At 66.1% G+C, this 21,994-nt stretch carries 17 protein-coding genes; 9 read left to right on the forward strand and 8 right to left on the reverse strand.

Annotated elements, in window-relative coordinates:
• The first annotated feature begins 114 nt into the window (after positions 1 to 114).
• The 3 genes from FDW83_RS18215 to FDW83_RS18225 all read left to right on the forward strand — a co-directional run bounded on the left by FDW83_RS18215 (position 115) and on the right by FDW83_RS18225 (position 2,764).
• Positions 115 to 1,176 (forward strand): adenosine deaminase, encoded by a 1,062-nt coding sequence (locus FDW83_RS18215; RefSeq protein ID WP_171027616.1) that lies wholly within the window; start codon positions 115 to 117, stop codon positions 1,174 to 1,176.
• Between the two features lie 262 nt (positions 1,177 to 1,438).
• On the forward strand, positions 1,439 to 2,359 hold the full coding sequence (locus FDW83_RS18220) for a glycosidase (RefSeq protein WP_138139490.1): 921 nt from the start codon (positions 1,439 to 1,441) through the stop codon (positions 2,357 to 2,359).
• A gap of 105 nt (positions 2,360 to 2,464) precedes the next feature.
• Positions 2,465 to 2,764: an acylphosphatase gene (locus tag FDW83_RS18225; protein ID WP_138139491.1), complete on the forward strand. Its 300-nt coding sequence runs from the start codon at positions 2,465 to 2,467 to the stop codon at positions 2,762 to 2,764.
• A 41-nt stretch (positions 2,765 to 2,805) separates the two neighbouring features.
• On the opposite strand, the gene FDW83_RS18230 is transcribed toward FDW83_RS18225, so the two are convergent.
• The 3 genes from FDW83_RS18230 to FDW83_RS18240 all read right to left on the reverse strand — a co-directional run bounded on the left by FDW83_RS18230 (position 2,806) and on the right by FDW83_RS18240 (position 9,616).
• The gene (locus FDW83_RS18230) at positions 2,806 to 6,447 is read right to left on the reverse strand and encodes a TM0106 family RecB-like putative nuclease (RefSeq protein WP_138139492.1); all 3,642 of its coding nucleotides are present in this window, start codon (positions 6,445 to 6,447) and stop codon (positions 2,806 to 2,808) included.
• 166 nt (positions 6,448 to 6,613) lie between these two features.
• Complete coding sequence (locus FDW83_RS18235) at positions 6,614 to 7,813, reverse strand: TerC family protein (RefSeq protein WP_138139493.1); 1,200 nt, start codon at positions 7,811 to 7,813, stop codon at positions 6,614 to 6,616.
• A gap of 51 nt (positions 7,814 to 7,864) precedes the next feature.
• Positions 7,865 to 9,616, reverse strand: a complete 1,752-nt coding sequence (locus FDW83_RS18240) for a RecQ family ATP-dependent DNA helicase (protein WP_138139494.1) — start codon at positions 9,614 to 9,616, stop codon at positions 7,865 to 7,867.
• Positions 9,617 to 9,805: 189 nt separating this feature from the next.
• Between FDW83_RS18240 and FDW83_RS18245 the strand changes: the two genes are divergently transcribed.
• On the forward strand, positions 9,806 to 12,133 hold the full coding sequence (locus FDW83_RS18245; RefSeq protein WP_138139495.1) for an FdhF/YdeP family oxidoreductase: 2,328 nt from the start codon (positions 9,806 to 9,808) through the stop codon (positions 12,131 to 12,133).
• Between the two features lie 6 nt (positions 12,134 to 12,139).
• Here the strand turns inward: FDW83_RS18245 and FDW83_RS18250 are convergent, their stop codons facing one another.
• Positions 12,140 to 12,469, reverse strand: coding sequence for a DUF6457 domain-containing protein (locus FDW83_RS18250; RefSeq protein ID WP_138139496.1), 330 nt, complete (start codon positions 12,467 to 12,469; stop codon positions 12,140 to 12,142).
• A 306-nt stretch (positions 12,470 to 12,775) separates the two neighbouring features.
• On the opposite strand from FDW83_RS18250, the gene fdhA reads away from it, so the two are divergent.
• The 5 genes from fdhA to FDW83_RS18275 all read left to right on the forward strand — a co-directional run bounded on the left by fdhA (position 12,776) and on the right by FDW83_RS18275 (position 16,988).
• Complete coding sequence (gene fdhA / locus FDW83_RS18255; RefSeq protein ID WP_138139497.1) at positions 12,776 to 13,987, forward strand: formaldehyde dehydrogenase, glutathione-independent; 1,212 nt, start codon at positions 12,776 to 12,778, stop codon at positions 13,985 to 13,987.
• A gap of 111 nt (positions 13,988 to 14,098) precedes the next feature.
• Positions 14,099 to 14,452 (forward strand): GNAT family N-acetyltransferase, encoded by a 354-nt coding sequence (locus FDW83_RS18260; RefSeq protein ID WP_138139498.1) that lies wholly within the window; start codon positions 14,099 to 14,101, stop codon positions 14,450 to 14,452.
• Positions 14,453 to 14,601: 149 nt separating this feature from the next.
• Positions 14,602 to 15,963, forward strand: a complete 1,362-nt coding sequence (locus tag FDW83_RS18265) for an MFS transporter (protein WP_138139499.1) — start codon at positions 14,602 to 14,604, stop codon at positions 15,961 to 15,963.
• A gap of 43 nt (positions 15,964 to 16,006) precedes the next feature.
• Entirely contained in the window at positions 16,007 to 16,756 is a 750-nt protein-coding gene (locus FDW83_RS18270; RefSeq protein WP_138139500.1) for a dienelactone hydrolase family protein, read from the forward strand.
• 25 nt (positions 16,757 to 16,781) lie between these two features.
• Positions 16,782 to 16,988 (forward strand): hypothetical protein, encoded by a 207-nt coding sequence (locus FDW83_RS18275; protein ID WP_138139501.1) that lies wholly within the window; start codon positions 16,782 to 16,784, stop codon positions 16,986 to 16,988.
• 27 nt (positions 16,989 to 17,015) lie between these two features.
• On the opposite strand, the gene FDW83_RS18280 is transcribed toward FDW83_RS18275, so the two are convergent.
• From FDW83_RS18280 to FDW83_RS18295, 4 genes are read right to left on the reverse strand one after another with little or no spacing between them, the layout of a single operon-like run.
• Entirely contained in the window at positions 17,016 to 18,650 is a 1,635-nt protein-coding gene (locus FDW83_RS18280; RefSeq protein WP_138139502.1) for an alpha-amylase family glycosyl hydrolase, read from the reverse strand.
• Positions 18,647 to 19,546: a carbohydrate ABC transporter permease gene (locus tag FDW83_RS18285; RefSeq protein ID WP_370281415.1), complete on the reverse strand. Its 900-nt coding sequence runs from the start codon at positions 19,544 to 19,546 to the stop codon at positions 18,647 to 18,649. The genes FDW83_RS18280 and FDW83_RS18285 overlap by 4 nt, the downstream gene beginning before the upstream one ends.
• A 2-nt stretch (positions 19,547 to 19,548) precedes the next feature.
• Positions 19,549 to 20,604, reverse strand: coding sequence for a carbohydrate ABC transporter permease (locus tag FDW83_RS18290; RefSeq protein WP_171027617.1), 1,056 nt, complete (start codon positions 20,602 to 20,604; stop codon positions 19,549 to 19,551).
• A complete protein-coding gene (locus FDW83_RS18295; protein WP_138139503.1) occupies positions 20,601 to 21,920 on the reverse strand; it encodes an ABC transporter substrate-binding protein in 1,320 nt (439 codons plus the stop codon). The genes FDW83_RS18290 and FDW83_RS18295 overlap by 4 nt, the downstream gene beginning before the upstream one ends.
• Positions 21,921 to 21,994 lie beyond the last annotated feature (74 nt).

Raw genomic sequence — 21,994 nt, forward strand, 5'->3', positions numbered from 1 at the left:
CAGCTTAGGCTCTTAGAAACTGGTCCAACTTTCGGGGACCGGTTCATGTCAGCACTGCGCCCTTTGTAAAAGTGTCCCCGGGCGGGAATTCTGCGGGAGGACTATCCTGACCGGATGGAAAACTATGCAGGCACCAGCGCCGTGCCCGAAACTGCAGCGGTTGAATCAGAAGCAGCCATCCCTGCCCGGCTCCTTCCGGTGGCCGAACTGCACCTGCATATCGAAGGAACCCTGCAGCCCGAGCTGATCTTCGCCCTTGCTGAGCGCAACGGCATTACCCTCCCGTACTCCCATATCGACGAGTTGCGGCAACGGTATGAGTTCACTGACCTGCAGTCGTTCCTCGACCTGTACTACGCCAACATGGCCGTTCTGCAGACGGAAGAGGACTTTGCGGCCATGACCCACGCGTACCTGGAACGAGCCGCGGCCTCTGGTGTCCGGCACGCGGAAATCATGATGGACCCGCAGGCGCATCTTTCGCGCGGAATTCCGCTTGAAACTTGCGTCAACGGCGTGGCTTCAGTGCTGGCCACATCCAGGGAGGACTTTGGGATCAGCACAATGCTGATCGCAGCTTTCCTCCGCGACCTTCCCGAGGAGTCCGCCTTGGAAGTCCTCGACGGGCTGCTGGCAATGGACGCACCCATCGGGGCTATTGGACTGGATTCCGCAGAGGTGGGCAACCCGCCCGCCAAGTTTGAGCGCCTCTACGCCAGAGCCCGCGGGGCAGGGTTGCGGTTGACGGCGCACGCAGGCGAGGAGGGACCTGCGTCGTACATCACCGAAGCGCTGGACGTCCTCAAAGTGGAGCGTATCGACCACGGCATCCGCTGCATGGACGACCCGGACCTGGTGGAACGCCTGGTGCAGGAACGGATTCCGCTGACCGTGTGCCCTTTGTCGAATGTGCGGCTGCGGGCCGTCGATACCCTGGCCGACCACCCGCTGCCGGCCATGCTCGCCGCAGGCCTCAATGTCTCCGTGAATTCAGACGATCCCGCTTACTTCGGCGGTTACGTGGATGACAACTTCACGCAGCTGCAGGCGGTCTTCGAACTGTCCGATTTCGACAGGGCCCGGCTCGCCGCAAACTCAATCCATTCGTCCTTTGCATCGGAGGAACGCAAGGCTGAACTGCTGGAAGAGCTGAACGGCGGGGACGCCACGCCCTGACGGCGTTGTGTCCCAGGCAATAAGCGCGTCATCGTGCGGCTAAACTGGGTGCCGCAGGCGTGTCCCGGGAGTGCAGGGCGGCACCCATGCCAGCGCTCCAGGGTTATGCAGACAGCCCTTGTACCCGAGACCGCCGCCTCAGTTGTTGTGGTATTGGCTTCATAGTCGGTCACGACACGCAGAATTAACCAATTAAAGTCGCGCGATTTCACGAGCAGTTGGCAAGATGCCTAAGACGGATCGCTTTCATAAAAGGGGAATCATGGCCAAGACCACCGCAGAAAACACGTTCCTTCGACTCAAGACCGTGCTGGATGTCCTGACCGAAGGCGTGTGGGCAGGCGAAGCGCTGAACGCCGGCCAGGTTCTCGGGGAAGCGACCGCCAGGGTTCCCTTCAACGAGCACGAGGCCGAATTGCTCAGTGGCGGCATTCCCCGCGGTCACAAGACCCTCACGTCCGCCACGGCCAAGCTGGTCAAGGCCGGCTGGCTCGTGAAGGGCCGCTCGGGCTGGACCATCACCGAGGACGGCATGCGCGCTACCGTCGCTTTCCCGGATCCCGTTTCCTTTGCAACAGCGCTCGACGCCGGCGCTCCTGTTCCTGCCGACACCCCGGTTCCCACCGCTCCCGAAGGATTCACGCTGAAGCTCGCCACCCACGGCGAGCCGGTGGCGAAGGAGGCCGCGGCCAAGAAGCCGGCTGCCAAGAAGGCTCCGGCCAAGAAGGCCGCCGCAGCCGTGGGCAAGGCTGCCAAGGTTCTGGAAGAAGCCGTGGAGCCGGTGGTCAAGGCCGTGCGCAAGACCAAGACTCCGGCCAAGGCCGCCACCGCGGCCGAACCTGCCGCATCCGAGCCGTTCGAAGGCCCGGATGTCGAGACGCACCCGCAGCCGGAAGCTGTTGCGGTGGCCGGTGACTTCAACACCATCCTGGGTGCGCCGGAGAACTGGGCGCCGCAGTACGACGAAGCCCAGATGGAGTTCGATTTCCTGGACCAGCTGTGGAAGAAGAGCGCCGAACTCCCTGCCGGCTACTACACGTTCAAGATCGCACTCAACCGGTCCTGGGACGAGAACTACGGCGCGTTCGGTACTTTCGATGGCCCCAACCACGAACTGCACCACGCCGGCGGCACGGTGACCATCCGCTACAACCACGCCACCCGCGACATCACCATCAATTAGCGCCGCCGCCCAACCAGGTAGCGCGAACTGGCGTTTTGGGCCACAAAACGCCAGTTACTGTCACCTGGTTGGGTCGGCCGGGGCGGGAGCCCAAAAAGGAGCACCATGGCCAGCCACGGCGAAGCGTCACCCTACGCGGTCCGGCTGAGCGCGCGGGTGTTCGGTGTGGTGCAGGGCGTGGGCTTCCGGTTTTGGACGATGGGCAAAGCCGAAGAGTTGGGCCTGACCGGCGAGGTGAGGAATGTCGACGACGGTTCGGTGGCCGTGGTTGCCGAAGGTCCCGAGCCGCAGGTCCGGGCGTTGCTCGACTGGCTGAAGTCCGACCGCACGCCCGGGCGGGTGGAGCGGGTGGAGGACGAGCTGTCCGCGGCCGACGGCAGCTTCCACGGCTTTCGGGCGCGCTGACTCAAGCCGGCCTGACACCACGGCGCCTTGAAACTTGCGGCCTACTCCCGCGGGCTCAGGCCGATAAAGGCCCCGAGCTCTTCCAGCGCCGCCGGTTTGTGCGGCATATAGCTGGTGAGTTCGGGGGAGCGGACGATGACTGCCCGCCACTGGCCGCGCGACACAGCGACGTTGATCCGGTTCCGGTTCAGCAGGAACTCAGCCCCGCGCGGTGCTTCGGCGACAGCGGAGCAGGCCATCGAAACGATCACCACGGGAGCCTCCTGCCCCTGGAACTTGTCAACCGTGCCCACGCGGACGTGGGGCATGCCCGCCTCCTCGAGGGCTTTGCGGATCAGGTGGACCTGGGCGTTGTAGGCAGCCACCACCAGGAGGTCCTGCTGGTCCAGCAGCCGCGACTCGCTGTCGGCCCCGGCAACCCACTTCAAGCCCAAGTGACGCCTTGCCTGCCGGACCACCTCAGCCGCCTCCTCAGGAGAGCTGGTGGTGTTGCCGCTGTGTTCCACGAAAACCGTTTCGACACCCGGCGGAAGGCCTTTGAGCTTGCGAAGGGACGCCGCCGGGGCGGACTGCAGTTTTCCCTCATAGCTGAGCCGCGACACGGCAGCACACAGTTCCGGGTGCATCCGCCAGCTGTCCGCAAGGAAGTAACCCAGGCGTGCCGGGAGGGTGGCGTGGCCGGCGGCGAGCCAACCCAGAGCGGATTCATCGACCGGCTCTGGGTGCGCCCCCTGGCTCACCTGCGGCAGCTGCTGCGGGTCGCCCAGCAGGAGCAGCCGTTTGGCCGAGCGGGACACGGCCAGCGTGTTGGCCAGCGAAAACTGCCCCGCTTCGTCGATGACCAGCAGGTCCAGGGACCCGGCGGGAACTTCCTTTCCCGTCATGGTCCACGCGGTTCCGCCTACCAGGCACCCGCCGGGACTTCCCAACAGACGCGCCACATCACCGTCGGACGTTGCTGCCCATGGCACGTCGTGATCGGAATTGAGCTTCTTGGCGACCACATCCGGGTCCACACCGCCGGCGGCGATGGCACAGCACAGCAGGTTCTCCACCACGTTGTGCGACTGCCCCACCACGCCGACCTTCCAGCCCTCGGCAACGAGTTGGCGGATCACGTGCGCACCAACGTACGTTTTGCCCGTTCCCGGCGGTCCCTGCACAGCCAGGTACGAACGATCGAGGTCCCGCAGCGAACCGGTGATTGCCGTGGCGTAGTCCGCGGAGCCGTCATTGCGGTGGCGGACCTCCACCGGAGCCGGCAGGTTCCGGAACCGGGGCGGCTGCTTCCGCAGGATATCCAGCCCTGGCTGGGCGGGCAGGGAAGGAACTGATGCTCCGACCGCGCGGGCAATGTCCGCTATGGCCGCCTCGATGCTGGTGGTTACCAGCGGCTGGTCCTCGGTCAGGGCCATCGGCAGGTGCGGGTAGGCCACCACTTTGCCGGACTCGCGCTCCGCAATGGTAATCAGCGTCTGCTCCGGGTTGTCCGGCGCCGGGGACAGTTCACTGATTTTGGTACCGAACGAGTAGGCCCGGGCCCCGGGGGCGGCGCCGGGTAACGCCATGCCGTCCGGCGGGGGAGCGTCATACAGCCGACACCAACTGGAGTCGGCCCGGAAGTCCGAGCCTTCGGTCATGGTCCCGCGCAGCCGCAGGACCCGGGTGCGCATCCGCTCCCGGGGCTTAGCCAGCGCCCAGTCCGACACAACCTCCGCGGACTCCACCACGAAAACGTTCCGTTGGTCCGACCAGTTCTCGAGCGGCGCTTCCACCCGGTCAAAGTGCTGCCACCAGAATTGTTTCCGCTCACGCCGGTGGTAGCCCAGGGCGGCGGCCACCATGGCGACGGCCCGTTCATCGTCCATCCAGGGCCGGTTGTCAGGCAAGCTGCTGAGGTACTCGCGAAGCCGGGCTTCCTCCGACGTTTCCTCGGCGGCGCCATCCTGGGCCTCTTCAACCGGTCTCCTGTTTGGTTCGGCCGCCGTCTGTCCATTTCCGGTTGTTTCAGCGGGCTGGCCCTTGGCCTCCGCCTGGGATGCGATCTCCAGGAGCCAGTCGCGGAGCCGGAGGGTGGACAGGCAGTCGTACCGGTTGTAGTCCGAAATGGAAGCGAGGATGGTATCCGCTTCGTCCTGGCGGCCGGCATCCCGGGCGGCGCAGTAGGCGGCGTACGCGACCACTGATGCCCCGGCGTCCTTGACGTCACCGGAACGGAGATTGTTCCCCATGTAGAGCGGTTCGAGCTTCTTGATGGAGTAGGAAGCTTCGGAGATGCGCAGCGAATGCCTGACGGTGGCATACAGATCCACTAAGAGGCCTTTGCGTAGCCAGTCGTCCACGATGTCTTCCCCCGCCTGATGGGCGAGCGACAGGTTCCGCAGGGCGGTCTTCTCGTACGACGCGTAATGGTAAACGTGCATGTCCGGGTACCGGGCACGGCGCTCCTCCACGTATTCGAGGAAGTCGAGGAAGGCACGGCGTTCCCCGGACCGCGAATGCGCCCAGAAGGGACGGAAGACGGGGTTGTCCCCATGGCCCGGTGCTGGCGCCTCGATGACGCCGAAGAGGTATTCAATGCCCCATACCCCTGTGGCAGGATCCTGCCAGAGGGGGTCGCCTTCAAAGTCGAAGAAGATGTCGCCGGGGCTGGGGGCCGGAAGCGCTCCTATCGTGCTGTCCGGCAGCACGGCGTAGGAGACGGTATGCCGTTGGCCGTCCTTGCTGAATGTCCGGGAACCGGCAACAGGGTCAAGGCCCAGCTGCATCCGCGCCTGGGACCGCAACCGGGCAACAGAATTCTGGGCTTCGGCCTCCGGAAGTTCAGCCAGCTGGTCGATGGTGGCAATGCCCTTACCGAGGAGCTTTTTGCGCTGCACCACAGACATGCCCGCAACCATCAACAGGTCCCGGTGTGCCTGTACCTGTTCCGCGCAGTAGTCGCACCTGCCGCAGTGCACAACCCCGGACTGCTGCCACTCCACCGCCGCGTCGGCGGCCCGGTGGCTGGCAACCAGCTGGCGAAAGCGCCGGCGCCGTTCGCGGAAAACGGGGAGGAGGTCCGGAAGGGAGTGGCTGCTGCGGAGCCAGTCATCGCCCACCCTGGTACCCAGCACCAGGGTCACGACAGGGGAGGGCTCCAGGCCCATTTCGAGGAGTTGGTCGCCGTAGGCCGCAAGCTGGAGCAGTGCGCCCACCTTGGCATGCCGGGCGAGCTTGGTGTCCCACACCTCGTACCGGCCCGGGTTTCCCGTTCCCGCAGCTTCATTGACCAGGAAGTCGGCGTAGCCGAGGAACTCGCCGTCAAAGAACGTGGCTTGGAAAACGACGTCTGCCCCGGACCGGAGCGCGAGTTCCGTCTCCGCGTGCTTGGCCTGCAGCTCGGCGCGAAGATTCTGCCCCCGTTCCAGGGAGTAGACGCCGGCACCGCGGCTGGCGTCCCAGGTGCCGTATTTCCGGACCAGGCTGGCCAGTACTGCCTGCTCGTGCTGGTCACCGAGTTCGCCGGCACGGACTCGCATCTCGTCGGCGGCGAACTCAGCCTTGGCGGCACGCCCGAGCTTCTCGTCAAGGATCCGGAGCGTGCGGTACTCACACTCGCTGGCTGCCACCAGGTCGCTGGCAGAAAACACCAGGTCCGGAGCAGCGCCGGCATCAGTACCGGCAGCTTCGAGCAGGAACACGGGGCCTCCCCATCGACAGCCGGCCCGGGGAACGGTTCCCCTGGCCTCGATTCAAACCTAGCAAGGGGTACTGACAATCCGGCAGGCGCAGAAAATCAGGTAGCAGCAAATGCCGTTTTGACCCCTCAAAGCGGCAGTTGCTGCTACCCGGTTGGGAGGGGAGGGGTCAGCTCTCCGCAGAGGCCCGCACCTGGGCCTTGTCGTGCTCGGTGTGGGCACGGCGGAGCAGGTCCAGGAACTCGGTCTCGTTGCGGATGAGCTTCTTGTACTTCTCCGGCAGCTTGCGGATCTGGTCCTCCTCGCGGCACATGTTGGCGAAGATCTTGTCCCGCTCCACCATGTCCGTCTCGTAGTTGAGGTCCAGATACTCCACCGCATGGCGCCGGGCATTGGACACCGCGTTCTTGGCTTTGCCCTTGGGGCTGAAGATGGACGCCAGGACGGTAACCAGCAGGACACCCAGGATCACGCTCAGCGAGACTCCGGTGCTGACTTCGACCACGCTGACATGCTCGCCGTCGTTGATGAAAGGCAGGGTGTTTTCATGCAGGGCGTGCAGGATCAGCTTCACGCCGATGAAGCCCAGGATCACGGCCAGGCCGTAGGACAGGAAGATCAGGCGGTCCAGCAGGCCGTCGATCAGGAAGTACAGCTGCCGCAGGCCCATCAGTGAGAATGCGGTGGCGGTGAACACGATAAACACGTTCTGGGTCAGTCCGAAAATCGCCGGAATCGAGTCCAGCGCGAACAGGATGTCGGTGCCGCCGATGGCCACCATTACCAGGAGCATCGGGGTAAGGACGCGCTTGCCGTTCTCAACGGTGAAGAGCTTGTCGCCGTCGTAGTGTTCCGACGCCGGCAGGAACTTTTTGGCTAGCCGCACCACCAGGCCTTCGGAATCGTTGTCGTGCACGTTGGGGCGGAGGAGGTTGCCGGCGGTAATGAGCAGGATCAGGCCGAAGATGTAGAACACCCAGGCGAAGCTGTTGATAAGCGCGGCGCCCAGGAAGATGAACGCCGTGCGGGCGAACAGTGAAAAGACGATGCCGAACAGCAGTACCTTTTGCTGGTCAGCACGGGGCACACGGAAGCTGGCCATGATGATGAGGAACACAAAAAGGTTGTCCACGGACAGCGCTTTTTCCGTGATGTAGCCGGCGAAATATTCCGCCCCCATGGTGGTCCCGCCGAACCACAGAACCCCCAGGCCGAACAGCAGGGCGATGCCCACGTAAATAGCGGACCAGGTGGCGGATTCCCGGAGTGACGGGGTGTGTGCCTTGCGGACATGGAAGAAGTAGTCGAATGCCAGCAGGCCCACAATCCCGATGACGGTCAGGGTCCAGACAACTGAAGGTACTTCCACGCGGCAAGCCTTTCGTCGGGGTGTCCTTCCAGCCTACCTAAGCATGCTTACCTAAGCAGGCTTCAGCAGTTCATGCTTGACGACGGCGGACTGGGACAGCGTCTTGTACCCCTCCTGCTCGAACAGGACAGTGATGACGTCGTCCTCATGCCGCATCACCAGGCCGGGGCCCCATTCCTTGTGCACCACGGCGGACTGCAGCGGGAACGGGTCATTGGCGTCCGGAGCACCCGGCAGGGTTCCGCCGTCGTGCTTCTCCTTGCCGGCCTTCTTTCCCGCCTTCTTGGCGGCCTGTCCCTTCTTGGCCGGCCCGCCGTCGTCGTGCTTCTTTGCCGCGGGCTCCTGCCGGGCAGCGGCGGCAGCGCAGCCGTCACAGTTGCCGCACGGCTCCGGCAGGTCCTCGCCGAAGTAAGCCAGCAGGAACTGCCGCCGGCAGCCGTCCGTTTCGGCGTAGGCGCGCATCATGGTGAGCCGGGACTGCTCCACCCGCTGCCGGGCCTCGGCTCGTTCGACGGCGCGCTCCACTAGGGCGGACAGCTTGGCTTTCGAGGTGAGGCGGATGCCGCGCTTGCCGGTGGTGACAGCGTCCGCCTCCTCGAGCTGGTTCACCAGCCCGGTCACCCGGCGGACAGGGAAATCCAGCAGTTCGGCCAGCGATGACTTGGGGGTGGGGCCGCCGGCATCCTTGAGCACCTTCAGCACCGCGAGCAGCCGCTCCGGGTCCGGGGTGCTGGTGGTGAAGAACTTGCGCAGGCCCAAGTCCTCGGCGCGGTAGTGCAGGACCGCTGCCGCCTTTTCACCGTCACGCCCGGCCCTGCCGATCTCCTGGTAGTAGGCGTCCAAAGACTCGGGGATGTCCGCATGAACCACAAAGCGGACGTTGGGCTTGTCAATGCCCATGCCGAAGGCGGTGGTTGCCACCACCACGTCCAGTTCGTCCGCCAGGAACTGCTCGTGGATCCGCTCCCGGTCTGCAGAGGCCCGCCCTGCGTGGTATGCCTCGGTCCGCAGACCGTCGGCGGCGAGCTTTACGGCGTACTTTTCGGTGTCCTTGCGGGTGGCGGCGTACAGGAGGCCCTGTCCGTCGCGGGCCAGCCCGGCCACCTGCTCCAGCACCGCCTTCCGCTTGCCCTTGTCCTCCTGGTGGCGGACTACGTCCAGGGAGATGTTGGGCCGGTCGAAGCCGCGGACCAGCACCAGCGGGTCCTGCATATCCAGCCGCTCCACGATCTCGTCACGGACGGGCGGGGCGGCGGTGGCGGTCAGGGCGGCCACGGGCGGGTTGCCCAGCCGCCCGCGGACGTTGCCCAGGCCGAGGTAGTCGGGGCGGAAGTCGTGGCCCCAGGAGGAGACGCAGTGCGCCTCGTCCACCACGAACAGCGAAACATCAAGGGCGGCGAGCCGGTCCACCGTTTCCTGCTTGGCCAGCTGCTCGGGTGCAAGGAACACAAAGGTGGCCTTGCCTGCCTCAACCGCTTCCCACGCAGCCTCCACTTCCGAATCGCTGTGCGAGGAATTGACGGCGACGGCGGCCTGCCCGCCAAGGTCCCCGGCCAGGCCTTCGAGCTGGTCCTCCTGCAGGGCGATCAGGGGTGACACCACGACGGCGGGACGTCCCGTGCTGTTGTGCAGGTGCTGTGCCGCTACCTGGTAGATGGCGGATTTTCCGTAGCCCGTGGGCATGACGGCCAGCACGTCGCGGCCCGCAACCAGGGCTTCCATCCCGGCCAGCTGGCCGGCCCGCAAATTGGGCAGGGAAAAGGAGGAAGCCGCCAGGGCGGCGAGGTCAAGATCGTCGGACATTAAGGGCAGCTCCGCGCAGTTGGTCCCGCGGCCGCTTGCTTCAGCCGCGGAAACCAGCCTACGCCAGCCGTGCGCCGCCGTCGTCCTTCCCTTGACTTCCGTGACGTGACGCACAAGTGTGGAGGAAGTTGGTCCGCCGGCGGACGCCGTGGCTCATGGGGACCAGGAAGCAGCCGAGGAGTGGTCATCGTGACGCGCAAAAACCCGAAGGTCGAAGAAGCCGACGAGTCCGAACTGGAAGTGACAGGCCATCCCAAAACCTGGGCCGCGGGCGTGCCCGGCGTCTACTACTCGATGAAGCCCGCGCTGGAGCACATGGGCGTGGAGCGCTCGCGCAAGACCCTGCTGGCGCTGAACCAGAAGGACGGGTTCGACTGCATGAGCTGCGCGTGGCCGGACCCGGGCCACCGCAAGACGTTCGAGTTCTGCGAAAACGGGGCCAAAGCCGTCACCTGGGAGGCCACGCCGGTGGTCATCGGCTCCGAGTTCTGGGCGGAGCATCCGGTCAGCGAGCTGCGGGAGCGCTCCGAGTACTGGCTGGGCATGCAGGGCCGCCTGACCGAACCCGTCTACAAGCCGGCAGGGGAGGACCACTACCGGCCGGTCAGCTGGGAGCAGGCGTTCAGCATCATTGGAAACAAGCTAAAGTCACTGCCGGACCCCAACCAGGCCGCGTTCTACACCAGCGGCCGGACGTCCAACGAGGCCGCCTTCCTCTACCAGCTGTTCATCCGCGCCTACGGCACCAACAACCTTCCCGACTGCTCCAACATGTGCCACGAGTCGTCCGGCTGGGGCATGGGACAGACCATCGGCGTGGGCAAGGCGACGGTCTCCTACGATGATTACGCCAAGGCCGACCTGATCATCATCATGGGCCAGAACCCGGGCACCAACCACCCGCGGATGCTCACCGCACTTGAGGAGGCAAAGGAGGCCGGCTGCCAGATCGTGGCCGTCAATCCGCTGCCGGAAGCAGGTTTGATGCGGTACAAGAACCCGCAGCGGGTGAAGGGAATCATCGGGCGCGGCACCGACCTGGCGGACCAGTTCCTCCAGATCCGCATCGGCGGCGACATGGCCCTGCTCCAGGCCGTTTCCAAGCGCGTCCTGGACGCCGAGGCCGCGAATCCGGGCACGGTGCTGGACCACAAGTTCCTTGCCGAGTACTGCGACGGGTTGGAGGAGCTGCGCGCCCACCTCGCCCGGCTGGACGACGCCACGGTCCTGGAGGCCACCGGCCTGCGCAGCGAGGAGATCGACGAGCTCGCCGAACGCTACCTCGCCGCGAACAGGGTGATCATCACCTGGGCCATGGGCATCACCCAGCAGAAGAAGGGCGTGGCAACCATCAAGGAGATGATCAACCTCCTGCTGCTGCGCGGCAACATCGGCAGGCCTGGAGCCGGCGCGTCACCCATTCGCGGGCACAGCAACGTCCAGGGCGACCGGACCATGGGCATCTGGGAGCAGATGCCGCCCGCGTTCCTGGACGCGCTGGGGCGGGAGTTCAATTTCGAACCTCCCCGCGACCACGGCCTGGACGCGGTCCAGACCGTCCGGGCAATGCGCGACGGCGGCATCAAGGCCTTCATCGCGCTAGGCGGCAACTTCGTGGGCGCCATATCGGACACCCGCGCGGCTGAGGAGGCGATGGAAAAGACGGAGCTGTCCGTCCAGATTTCCACCAAGCTCAACCACTCCCACGGGGTGACCGGCGCGGAGGCCCTGATCCTGCCCACGCTGGGCCGGACAGAGATCGACAGGCAGGAATCCGGGCCGCAGTTCGTCTCGGTGGAGGACACGGTCTGTGCCGTGCACGCCTCGCACGGCACGGTGGAGCCGGTGGCGCCGGGGCTGCTCTCCGAGGTGGCCATCGTCTGCCGGATGGCCGCAGCTACCCTGGACGGCGGCACCTCGGCGGACTGGGCGGGCTTCGAGAAGGACTACGACCTGATCCGGGACCACATTTCCCATGTTGTGAACGGCTGCGAGGACTACAACCGGAAGGTACGGCAGGAGGGCGGCTTCGTGCTGCCCAACGGACCCCGCGATTCACGCACGTTCAACACCCCCACCGGAAAAGCGATGCTCACCGTCAACGAGCTGGAGCATGTGGAGCGTCCCGCCGGCACGCTCATCCTGCAGACCATGCGCTCCCATGACCAGTTCAACACCACCATCTACGGCCACAACGACCGGTACCGGGGGATCAAGAAGGGCCGCGAAGTGGTGTTCGTGAATCCCGCGGACCTCACGGACCTCGGGCTGGAGGACGGGCAGCACGTGGACATCCACGGGGTGTACAGCGACGGCGTGGACCGGGTGCTGCGGAACTATCGCGTGGTGTCCTACCCGTCGGCCCGCGGTTGTGCAGCCGCGTACTATCCCGAAGCCAACGTGCTGGTGCCGCTGGAAAGCGTGGCGGAGGGCAGCCAGACGCCGGCGTCCAAGGCCGTGGTGGTGCGGCTGGAGCCCGTCCCGGTCCTCGAGGAAGAACCCACTGCCTGGGGCTAAGTCCGGTTACTGCGCGGTGTCCGCCCAGCCGCGGCTGGCGGGACCGCCGTCAGGCCCTTGCTCACACAACTGGAACGCGACGTTCGCCGCCTTTTCGACAGCGGCCGCAGACGCTTCACGTGTCCCGGCGCTTCCGGTGCCGGCATCGAGTCCCGCGGCATAGCCCACCAGGAAGGTGGTGACGGGCGCTGCGGCGTGGATGACATTGTCCGCGGACTTCCGCGCCAGTTCGAGCAGCAGCTCATGGTCCACGTTCATGTCCAAAATCTGCAGTGCCTGCGCCAGCCGGTTGCTCCACTGGTCCAGCACCTGCGCTTCGTCGTTGTTGACTGCCATGGTCCGCTCCTTGCGTTGGTCGGTTGCTCTGGGTCCTGACATCCGCTGCCGACACTACAAGGCTTCTGGGTGGAAGTCACCGAATGGGTAAAACCCCCGTTCGTAAAAGGGGTAGATTTTATGCCCGCCCGCTCTGGAACTGCCCCCAAAGCCCGCCTAGACTGAGCGGATCCCCACGCCAGGAACCCGGCCCGCTTCGGCCAGGTTGGCATCGGTGTTGATTGGAGGCGGGTCCCTGCCCGGGGTGCATCACCTACCCAGAAATCACGGCCGCCCCACCGGGCGGACTGACAACAGGAGAGCCAGATGACAGGGAACAAAGCCGTTGCCTACAAGGAACCGGGCAAGGTGGAGGTAATCGACGTCGATTACCCAACGTTCGAACTCAAGGACGGGCCAGGGGTCAACCCCGCCAACGTGGGACGAACCGTCAACCACGGCGTGATCCTCAAGACCGTGGCCACCAACATCTGCGGCTCGGACCAGCACATGGTCCGCGGGCGCACCACGGCACCGCCCAACCTGGTGCTGGGCCACGAGATCACCGGCGAAGTGGTGGAGGTGGGCCGCGACGTCGAATTCATCAAGGTGGGCGACTTCTGCTCGGTCCCGTTCAATATCGCCTGCGGACGCTGCCGCAACTGCAAGGAGCGCAAGACCGGTATCTGCTTGAACGTGAACCCGGACCGGCCCGGCAGCGCCTACGGTTACGTGGACATGGGCGGCTGGGTGGGCGGCCAGGCGAACTACGTGCTGGTGCCCTACGCGGACTGGAACCTGCTGAAGTTCCCGGACAAGGACAGGGCCATGGAGAAGATCCTTGACCTGGCCATGCTCTCGGACATCTTCCCCACCGGGTTTCACGGTGCCGTCAGCGCGGGCGTGGGCGTTGGGTCCACCGTGTATGTGGCGGGTGCCGGACCGGTGGGCCTCGCAGCGGCGACGAGCGCACAGTTGCTGGGCGCCGCCGTCGTGATTGTGGGCGACCTGAACGAGGACCGGCTGGCGCAGGCCCGCAGCTTTGGCTGCGAGACAGTCAACCTCAGCGAGGGCGAGCCGAAGGACCAGATCGAGCAGATCCTTGGCGTTCCCGAGGTGGATTGCGGTGTGGACGCGGTGGGTTTCGAAGCTCGCGGGCATGGAAAGGGCTCGCAGGAGGCGCCGGCCACCGTGCTGAACACGCTGATGGACATCACCGCGGCAGGCGGCGCGCTCGGTATCCCGGGCCTCTATGTCACGGGTGACCCGGGCGGCATCGACGAAGCCGCCAAGAAAGGCAGCCTGAGCCTTAGCCTTGGCACCGGCTGGGCCAAGTCGCTGAGCTTCACCACCGGACAGTGCCCGGTGATGAAGTACAACCGGCAGCTGATGATGGCCATCCTGCACGACAGGGTCAGCATCGCGAAGAACGTGAACGCCAAGGCCATCTCGCTGGAGGAGGCACCCAAGGGCTATGCCGAGTTCGACGCCGGCGCGGCCACCAAGTACGTCCTCAACCCCAACGGGTACCTGAGCTAGGCGCAATTGCGGCGGACGGTGGCGCACGGGGTATCCGATCCTGCGGAAATAACGGCCCGATGGCCGAGGTTAGGCTTTACAAAAGCCATACCGCATCCAAGGAGATTCCCCATGAGCGACATCACCGTCCGCCACAACGCCGGGCGCCAGCGTTTCGAACTCCTCGATGCCGGGAACGTGATCGGAAAGGCCGCGTACAAGGAGTTCGACGGCGGCGCGTCGCCGCAGCGGATTTTCTACCACACCGTGGTCAACGAGGAATACGGCGGGCAGGGGCTCGCCGGGCGGCTCGCCACCGTTGCGCTCGACGAGACGGCTGGTGCCGGGGTGGGCATCGTTCCGGTGTGCCCGTTCATCAAGAAGTTCCTCACCAAGCACCCGGAGTATTCCGAAAGCGTCGTGCCGGTCAAGCCGGCGCACCTGGAGTTTTTGGACGCGGCCCTGTCCGCGCGCGCCCGGGCATAGCAGCGCACCCCTTCCACTTTTTCGACACGCAAATTCGTTTCCGACGTGCAACCTACTTGGCGCACCCCGGACACCGGCGCGCCAGGTAAAGCGCGCGTCGTAAACCGTTCGCGTCGCCTCCAGGCTTAGCCGTGCACCAGACTGTTACCGTGAGCAACAACTCCCGGACTGCCCTGGCCGTCGCAGGCCTCAGCCTGGGCACGGCACTGAACCCCCTCAACTCCTCGATGATCGCCGTGGCCCTGGTGGTGCTCCGTGCCGACTTCGGGCTCGACGTTGCCGCGGTAACCTGGGTGGTCACCTCCTTCTACCTCGCCTCGGCCGCGGGCCAGCCCGTGATGGGCAGGCTGGCCGACCGGTTCGGGCCGCGCCGGATGTTCCAGCTGGGCATGGCACTGGTCACCGTCACCTGCGCCCTTGCCCCGCTCGCGCCCAGCTTTGCCCTGCTCTGCGTCGCCCGGGCAGTGATGGCCCTCGGCACGGCAACCGCCTATCCCAGCGCCGTGGTGATGGTGGGAACCGTCGCGCACCGCGCCAACGTGGAACCCGCCCGGCCCCTCGGCAGGCTGCAGATGGCAAACACGTCCGCTGCCGCCGTCGGGCCCGTCGTCGGTGGCCTGCTGGTGAGCCTTGTGGGCTGGGAGGCGCTGTTCCTTGTCAATGTCCCGCTGGCGCTCGCCGCGCTGTTGATGGTGCGCCGGGCGGCCCCGCCGGATGAGGCAAGGGAGCGGGGGAGCGTGGCTGAACTGCTGCGGGACTCGGACATCCCCGGGATCCTCACGTTCGTCGCCGCGCTGCTGCTGGTGATGATGGCCGCGCTGAACGTGGCTCCCGGCTACCGCTGGTGGATACTGGCCGCCGGAACGGTGATTGCGGTGCTGTTCGCGTGGCGCGAGCTGCGCTTCAACCGGCCGTTCCTGGACCTGCGGCTGCTGGGGCGCAACCGGCCGCTGTTGCTGGTGTATGTCGCGTTCGCGGTGTTCAGCAGCGTCTACTACTTCGTGTTCTTCGGCCTGCCCCAGCTGCTGCAGGAGGCGGGCGGCTACGATCCGGGCGTGGTGGGCCTGCTGATGCTGCCGCTGGCTGCCATGTCCGTGGCCGCCACCCCGTGGGCGGTCAGGGCGATGGGAAGGTTCGGTGTGCGGCGGGTGCTGCTGGCCGGCGTCCTTTTGCTGACCGGCGTGGCCGCGCTGATGTGGATCCTGACCGGCACCCTCGCCGTCCCGCTCGTGGTGGTGATGACCGCGCTGATGGGCGTCCCGTACGGGACGGTGGGCATCGCCACGAACCAGGGCATGTTCGTGTCTACCCGGCCGCAGGAGCGCGGCGTTGCCGCGGGGATGTACCAAACCTGCCGGTACGTCGGCGCCATCACCGCCACCGTGATGATCGGTGTCTTCGCCGCCGGCGGCGTGGACCAGGGAAGCTGGTCGCGGATGGTGCTCGCCATGCTGGTCCTGTGCGTGGTGACGTTCGGCGTGAGCCTGTTCTGGCGGCAGCGCGGGCAGTAGCCGGGCCTGCCCCTGCCGGCCGTTTCCATGCCATGCTGGCTGGATGGGAAACATGATGACCTTGGGAAACATCGAAACCTCCTTCCAGGCCTACGTCAGTGAGCCAGCGGGGACGCCCAAGGGCGGGCTCCTGCTGATCCACGAAATCTGGGGGCTGGTGGACCACATCAAGGACGTTGCGGACCGGTACGCCGCGGAGGGCTACCTGGTGCTCGCGCCGGACCTGATGGCGCAGACCGGGATGACGCCCGAGGTTGCGGGTGAGGTCCTGGCGGCCCTGGCGGACCCGGACCCGGAGCAGCGCAGCAAGGTCCAGCCGAGGCTCCGCGAACTGACCTCCCCGCTGCACTCGCCGGAGTTCGCCGGGCAGGCAGTGGCCGCCCTCCGCGCCTGCGTCAACCACCTGGAAGGCATTCCCGGTTTGGCCGGCCGGGTTGCCGTCACAGGATTCTGCTTCGGCGGCGGCTACAGCTTTGCGCTTGCCACCAAGGAACCCCGGTTGCGGGCCGCCGTACCGTTCTACGGCAGCGCGGACTTCACGGAAGAGGAACTGGGCCGGATCAAGTGCCCTGTCCTGGCCTTTTACGGCGACGAGGACACAAACCTGGTCAGCAAACTGCCCATCCTCAAAGCCCGGATGTATGCCGCCGGGGTGGACTTCGAACCCGTGGTCTACCCGGGTGCGGGCCACGCCTTCTTCAACGACAGCACCCCCGCCAGGTACAACGCGAACGCCGCACATGACGCGTGGAAACGCACCCTCGCCTTCCTGGAGCGAAGCCTCAACGGTTAGCCCGGGGCGGGTTTATCGTGGAGGCATGGACTCTCCGAAGGTTCAGCTGTATCTGGATATCACCGCAAAGGGGCTGTGCATCCTGGGCGCTGCGCTGATGATTTTCACCCGCGGCGCATGGTTCTACGTGGGCGTCGCGGTAGTGGTTCTGGGCGTGTTGTTCATGGGTGGTTCGCTGTTCGCCAGCCGCAAGCTCCGCGGGCGCGGCTGGGACGGCATGCGCCGGACCTGAGCGTCCGCGCTGCCGTCCCCGCCGGTGTCAGGTCCGGCGGAGCCACACCGCGTTGTCGGGCTGCAGCCAGCCTGCCTCTGCCAGCGGAAAGGCGCTGAAAAGTACGACGCCGGGCGGCAGCTTGGCGGGTCCGGTCCCCATGGCCACGGCCACAAGGAAGCCCGGGCTGCGCTCGCAGGTCAGCAGGTTCCCGGCCTGCACGCGCCAGGTGCCGCCGTCGTCATCCCTCAAAACGCCTTCCTGCCACAGCCGGCGCCGCAGCGCCACCGCCTCCCTTGCGAGGGCCAGCATGGAGTCCTGGTTCTGCTCCTGCCGCTCAATGGCCTGGCGTCCCCAGCCGGCCGGCTGCGGAAGCCAGGGAGCAGCCGCATGGCCGGCGGACGAGAAGCCGTGGCTGCGGGCCGCATCCTGCGTCCACGGCAGCGGGACGCGGGCGCCGTCGCGGGTGATCCCGCCGCGTGACCACATGGGATCGAGGCGTGCCGCCACCGGTACGTCCACCTCCGGCAGCCCCAGTTCCTGGCCCTGGTACAGGTAGGCGGAGCCGGGCAGTCCGAGCAGGGCCACCAGCGCGGCCCGGGCCCGCCGCGCGCCGAGGTCACCGCCGCCGAAGCGGGTGGCGGAGCGGACGACGTCGTGATTCTCCAGCGCCCAGGTAGGGGCGGCGCCATGCATCCGCCGGGCGTCCTCCAATTCGTTGCCGACGGCCGCCCAGGCATCCGGATCCCAGCCGAGTCTAACGAACGCGAAGGCGAACGCCTGGTGCATCTCGTCGCCACGGGTGTAGCGCGCGGCGCGGGCCGGCTCGAGGTTCACCTCGCCGACCAGCAACCGGTGCGGCTGGTACTTTTCAGCGAGCCGACGCCAGCGCCGGTACACCTCGTGGACCTCCTCCTGGTCCGAGACCAGGGGATTGGAGCGGAGCCCGTCCACCACAGGGCTCTCCGAGGGGGCGTCCGGCAGCCCGTCTGCCTTGAAAAGCGCATGTGCGACGTCGATCCGGAGGCCGTCCACACCCTTGTCAAACCAGAAGCGGAGCACGCCTTCGAAGTAGTCGCCCACCGCGGGGTTCCGCCAGTTCCAGTCCGGCTGCCCGGCCGAGAACAGGTGCAGGTACCACTGGGTGTCCGTTTCCGAGTCCGGGGTGGCGCGGGACCAAGCCCGTCCGCCGAACACGCTCTGCCAGTTGTTGGGCGGCAGGTCGCTGGGCGAATCCGGGCTGGAGCTGCGGCCTTCCACGAAGTGGAAAAGCTCGCGCTCCGAACTGCCCGGCCCGGCCGCGAGGGCTGCCTGGAACAGTGGGTGCGCGGAGGAACAGTGGTTGGGGACGACGTCGAGCAGCACTCTCAGGCCCAGTGCGTGCGCTTGCTCCAGCAGCCTGTCGAAGTCAGCCATGGATCCGAACAGCGGGTCAACGCCGCAGTAATCGCTGACGTCGTAGCCCTGGTCCACCTGGGGCGAGGGCTGGAACGGGGTCATCCAGATACCATCCACCCCGAGCGAGGCGATGTACGGCAACCGTTCGAGGAGGCCGGGAAGGTCGCCCACGCCGTCGCCGTCACCGTCCGCAAACGAGCGCGGATACACCTGGTAGATGACGGCGGAGTCCCACCACTGCGCGGTGACAGGCCCTGCCGGGCGGGTGCCGCCGTCGTGCGTCACTTGCCTGCCCCCGCGGTGAGGCCTTCCACGATCCGGCGCTGGAACACCAGCACCATGATCACCAGCGGAACGGTGACGATCACGCCGGCGGCCATCTGCTCGCCGAACGGTGCCTGGAACTCGGTAGCGCCGGTGAACTTGGAAATGGCCACGGTGGCGGTCTGGATGGCGGGATCGTTGATCATGGACAACGCGATGATGAACTCGTTCCAGCTGTGGATGAAGGTCAGGATCGCGGTGGTGAACACGCCCGGCGCGGCAAGCGGGAGCAAAACCTTGCGGAATGCCTGCCACTTGGTGCAGCCATCGATCATGGCGGCCTCTTCAAGGTCGAACGGTAGCTGTTTCATGAACGTGGTCAGGTTCCAGACGGCGAGCGGAATGGCGAAGGACAGGTTGGGGATGATCATGGCCTGGTAGGTGTTGATCCAGCCAAGGTCCGTGAAGAACCGCAGCAGGGGCACTACGACCGAGATCCCCGGGAACATGGACGTGGCAATGATAACGCCGAGGATCACTGACTTGAACCGGAAGTTCAGCCGGGAGATCGCGTAGGCGGTGAAGATGCCCAGCACCAGCGCCGCTACGGTGGTCACGCCGGCCACGATGAGGCTGTTGAGCAGGGCCTGTCCAAACATGGTGGAGCCGTCGAACACCTTGGCGTAGTTCTCCAGGGAGAACGGCGCCGGGAGCAGGGTGTTGTCGAAAATGTCGGCGGTGCGGCGGAGGCTGGACACGATCATCCAGTAGAACGGGGCAAGGCAGTAAATGAAGATCAGTGCCAGGCCCAGGTAGACGGAGTAAGAGCGCCAGGTGCGCTTCTGCCTGGCCTGGACCGGAGCGCCGGAATCACGGTTGCATGATTCGGAGGCGGCGAGGCCGCGCAGGTCGGTGATGGTCATGCTGCGGCCCCTGCCTTCTGGATGCGTTGTGCTTGGCGCTCGCGGCGTTTGGCGCCCAGCTGCCTGGCTCCGGTCACGTCTGCTCCCAGCACCTTGACGAACACGATGGCGACGGCGGCGACGTACAGGAACAGGATGACGGCGAAGGCCGACGCCGAGCCGTACCGGAGCTGGTTGGACTCGTCCCAGGCGAGCATGGACAGTGTTTCCACGGACTCCTTGCCCGGGCCGATCAGGACGAACGGAAGGTCGAACATCCGCAGGGCGTCGAGCATGCGGAAGAGCACCGCCACCAGGAGGGTGGGTTTGACCAGCGGCAGGGTGATGGAACCGAGCTGCCGCCACCAGCCTGCGCCGTCGATTTTCGCGGCCTCGTACACTTCCTCCGGAATGATCTGCAGGCCGGCCAGGACAAGCAGGCCGATGAACGGTGCGGTCTTCCAGACCTCGGCGATGATGACGGCGAGCTTGGACGCCGTGCCCTCCGCGGTCCAGAGGATTTCACTGCCCAGGAGGCTGTTGGCGATGCCGTCCGACTGGAAGATCCAGCGCCAGAGCAGCCCGGACACGGCGGTGGGGACGGCCCACGGAACCAGGATGCTGGCGCGAAGGAAGGACCTGCCCTTGAAGGCACGGTTCATGGCCAGCGCCAGGGCCACACCCAGCAGGGTTTCCAGCAGCACCGTGGTGACGGTGAAGAACGTGGTGTTGCCGAAGGCGTTCAGGAACCGCCGGCCGGATTCGCCGGCGAACAGGTCCACGTAGTTGGCCAGGCCCACAAACGCTTCGCCCTCGGTGACGTAGCCGTCCGCATCCAGGCCGGACTGGGCCCGGTACAGGGACTGATGGATGGCGGAGATGAGCGGGTAGGCGATCACCAGGGCCAGGACCAGGAGGGTGGGCGAGAGGAGCAGGGCGGCCATGCGGCCTTCACCGGGTGTGCGGCCTGCCGTTGCGCCGGCTCCTGCGCCCGTGTCCCGGCCCGTGCCCCGGCCCCTGCCTTGACGGCGGGGCGGGCCGGCGGCTGTGCGCGGAACGGAAGCTGTGCTCATTTCGCGGAGATCTCTTCCAGCTTGGCCTGCATGTCCTTCAGCGCGGTGTCAGTGTCCTTTTCACCGGTCAGCGCGGCGTAGGCCTCTTCCTGGATGGCCTTGGTGGTGGCGCCGTACTGGACCACCTTGGGGCGCGGCTGGGCGTTTTCCAGGGACTCGAGCAAGGTGGGGAAGAACGGGCGCTTCGCCACCACGGCCGGGTCATCGTAGAGGGCGGCGTAGGCCGGTGCGCGTGAGCTCAGTTCCAGGCGCTTGCGGGCCTGCTCCTCGCTGGTGAAGAACTTGATGAAGTCCAGCGCGGTGGCCTTGTTTGCCGTGAACGGTGAGACGGCAAGGTTGCGGCCGCCTAAGGTGGAGACGCCGGTGCCGTCCGTGCCCGGGATGGAGGTTATGCCGAACTTGCCGGCCACCTTGCTGGAGCCGTCCGTGGCGCTCAGCGAGGAGTAGAGGAACGGCCAGTTGCGGAGGAACACCACCTTGCCGTCCTGAAACGCGCGCCGGCCCTGCTCCTCGAGGTAGGTGATGGCGTCGGAGGGGAAAAGCCCTTCCTTGAAGCCGTCCACCAGCAGGGACAGGCCTTCCTTGGCTTCGGGGGTGTCAACGGTGGGCTTGCCCTCGGCGTCCACCACGGTGCCTCCGGCTGAGGCGACTGCCTCGGAGAAGTTCACGGTGAGGGCTTCGTTCTTGTCGAACTGGCCGGTGTAGCAGGACATGTCTGCGGCTTCCGGGAGGGCCAGGATTTTCTCGCAGGCGGACTTCATTTCGTCCCAGGTCTTGGGCGCGGCCGGGATGCCGGCGGCAGTGAGCAGGTCCTGCCGGAAGTAGAACAGGGCGCCATCCGTGTAGTAGGGCGCACCCACCAGGTTGTCCCGGTACTTGGCTGCGTCCACCGTGGCCGGAATCATCTGGCCACTGGGGACCGCGTCCTCGGGGAGGGGCAGGATCCACTTGTTGGCTGCAAATTCGGAATTCCACACCACGTCCAGGTTCAGGACGCTGAACGTGTCCGATTTGATCTGGGCGTTCTGAACTAGCTGCTGGCGCTGCTGGTCGGCCGAGTCAGGCAGTTCGATGAACGTCACCTTTTCGTCCGGGTGGGCGGCGTTCCATTCTTCGATGCTCTTGTTCGCGGCGCCGGAGGCATCCCGCGAGGAGACGTAATTGATGGGTCCCCGGCCCTCAAAGGCGGCCGCCGCATTGGCGTCCGCTTTCGGTTCGGCGGTGGTCCCGCCGCAGCCGGTCAGGCCGACGGCGGCAGCCGTGGCGAGCGCGGTTCCGGTGAGTAGTGTCTGCCAAGTGTGGCGGCGCTGCCTCATGTGATGCTCCTTCTGGGGATTCTCTTGATGGTGCTTTTGGGCATGGGGGAGTACGACGACGGCGGCACGGGGAA

The organism is Pseudarthrobacter sp. NamE2 (genome assembly GCF_005796205.1).
GTDB lineage: Bacteria > Actinomycetota > Actinomycetes > Actinomycetales > Micrococcaceae > Arthrobacter.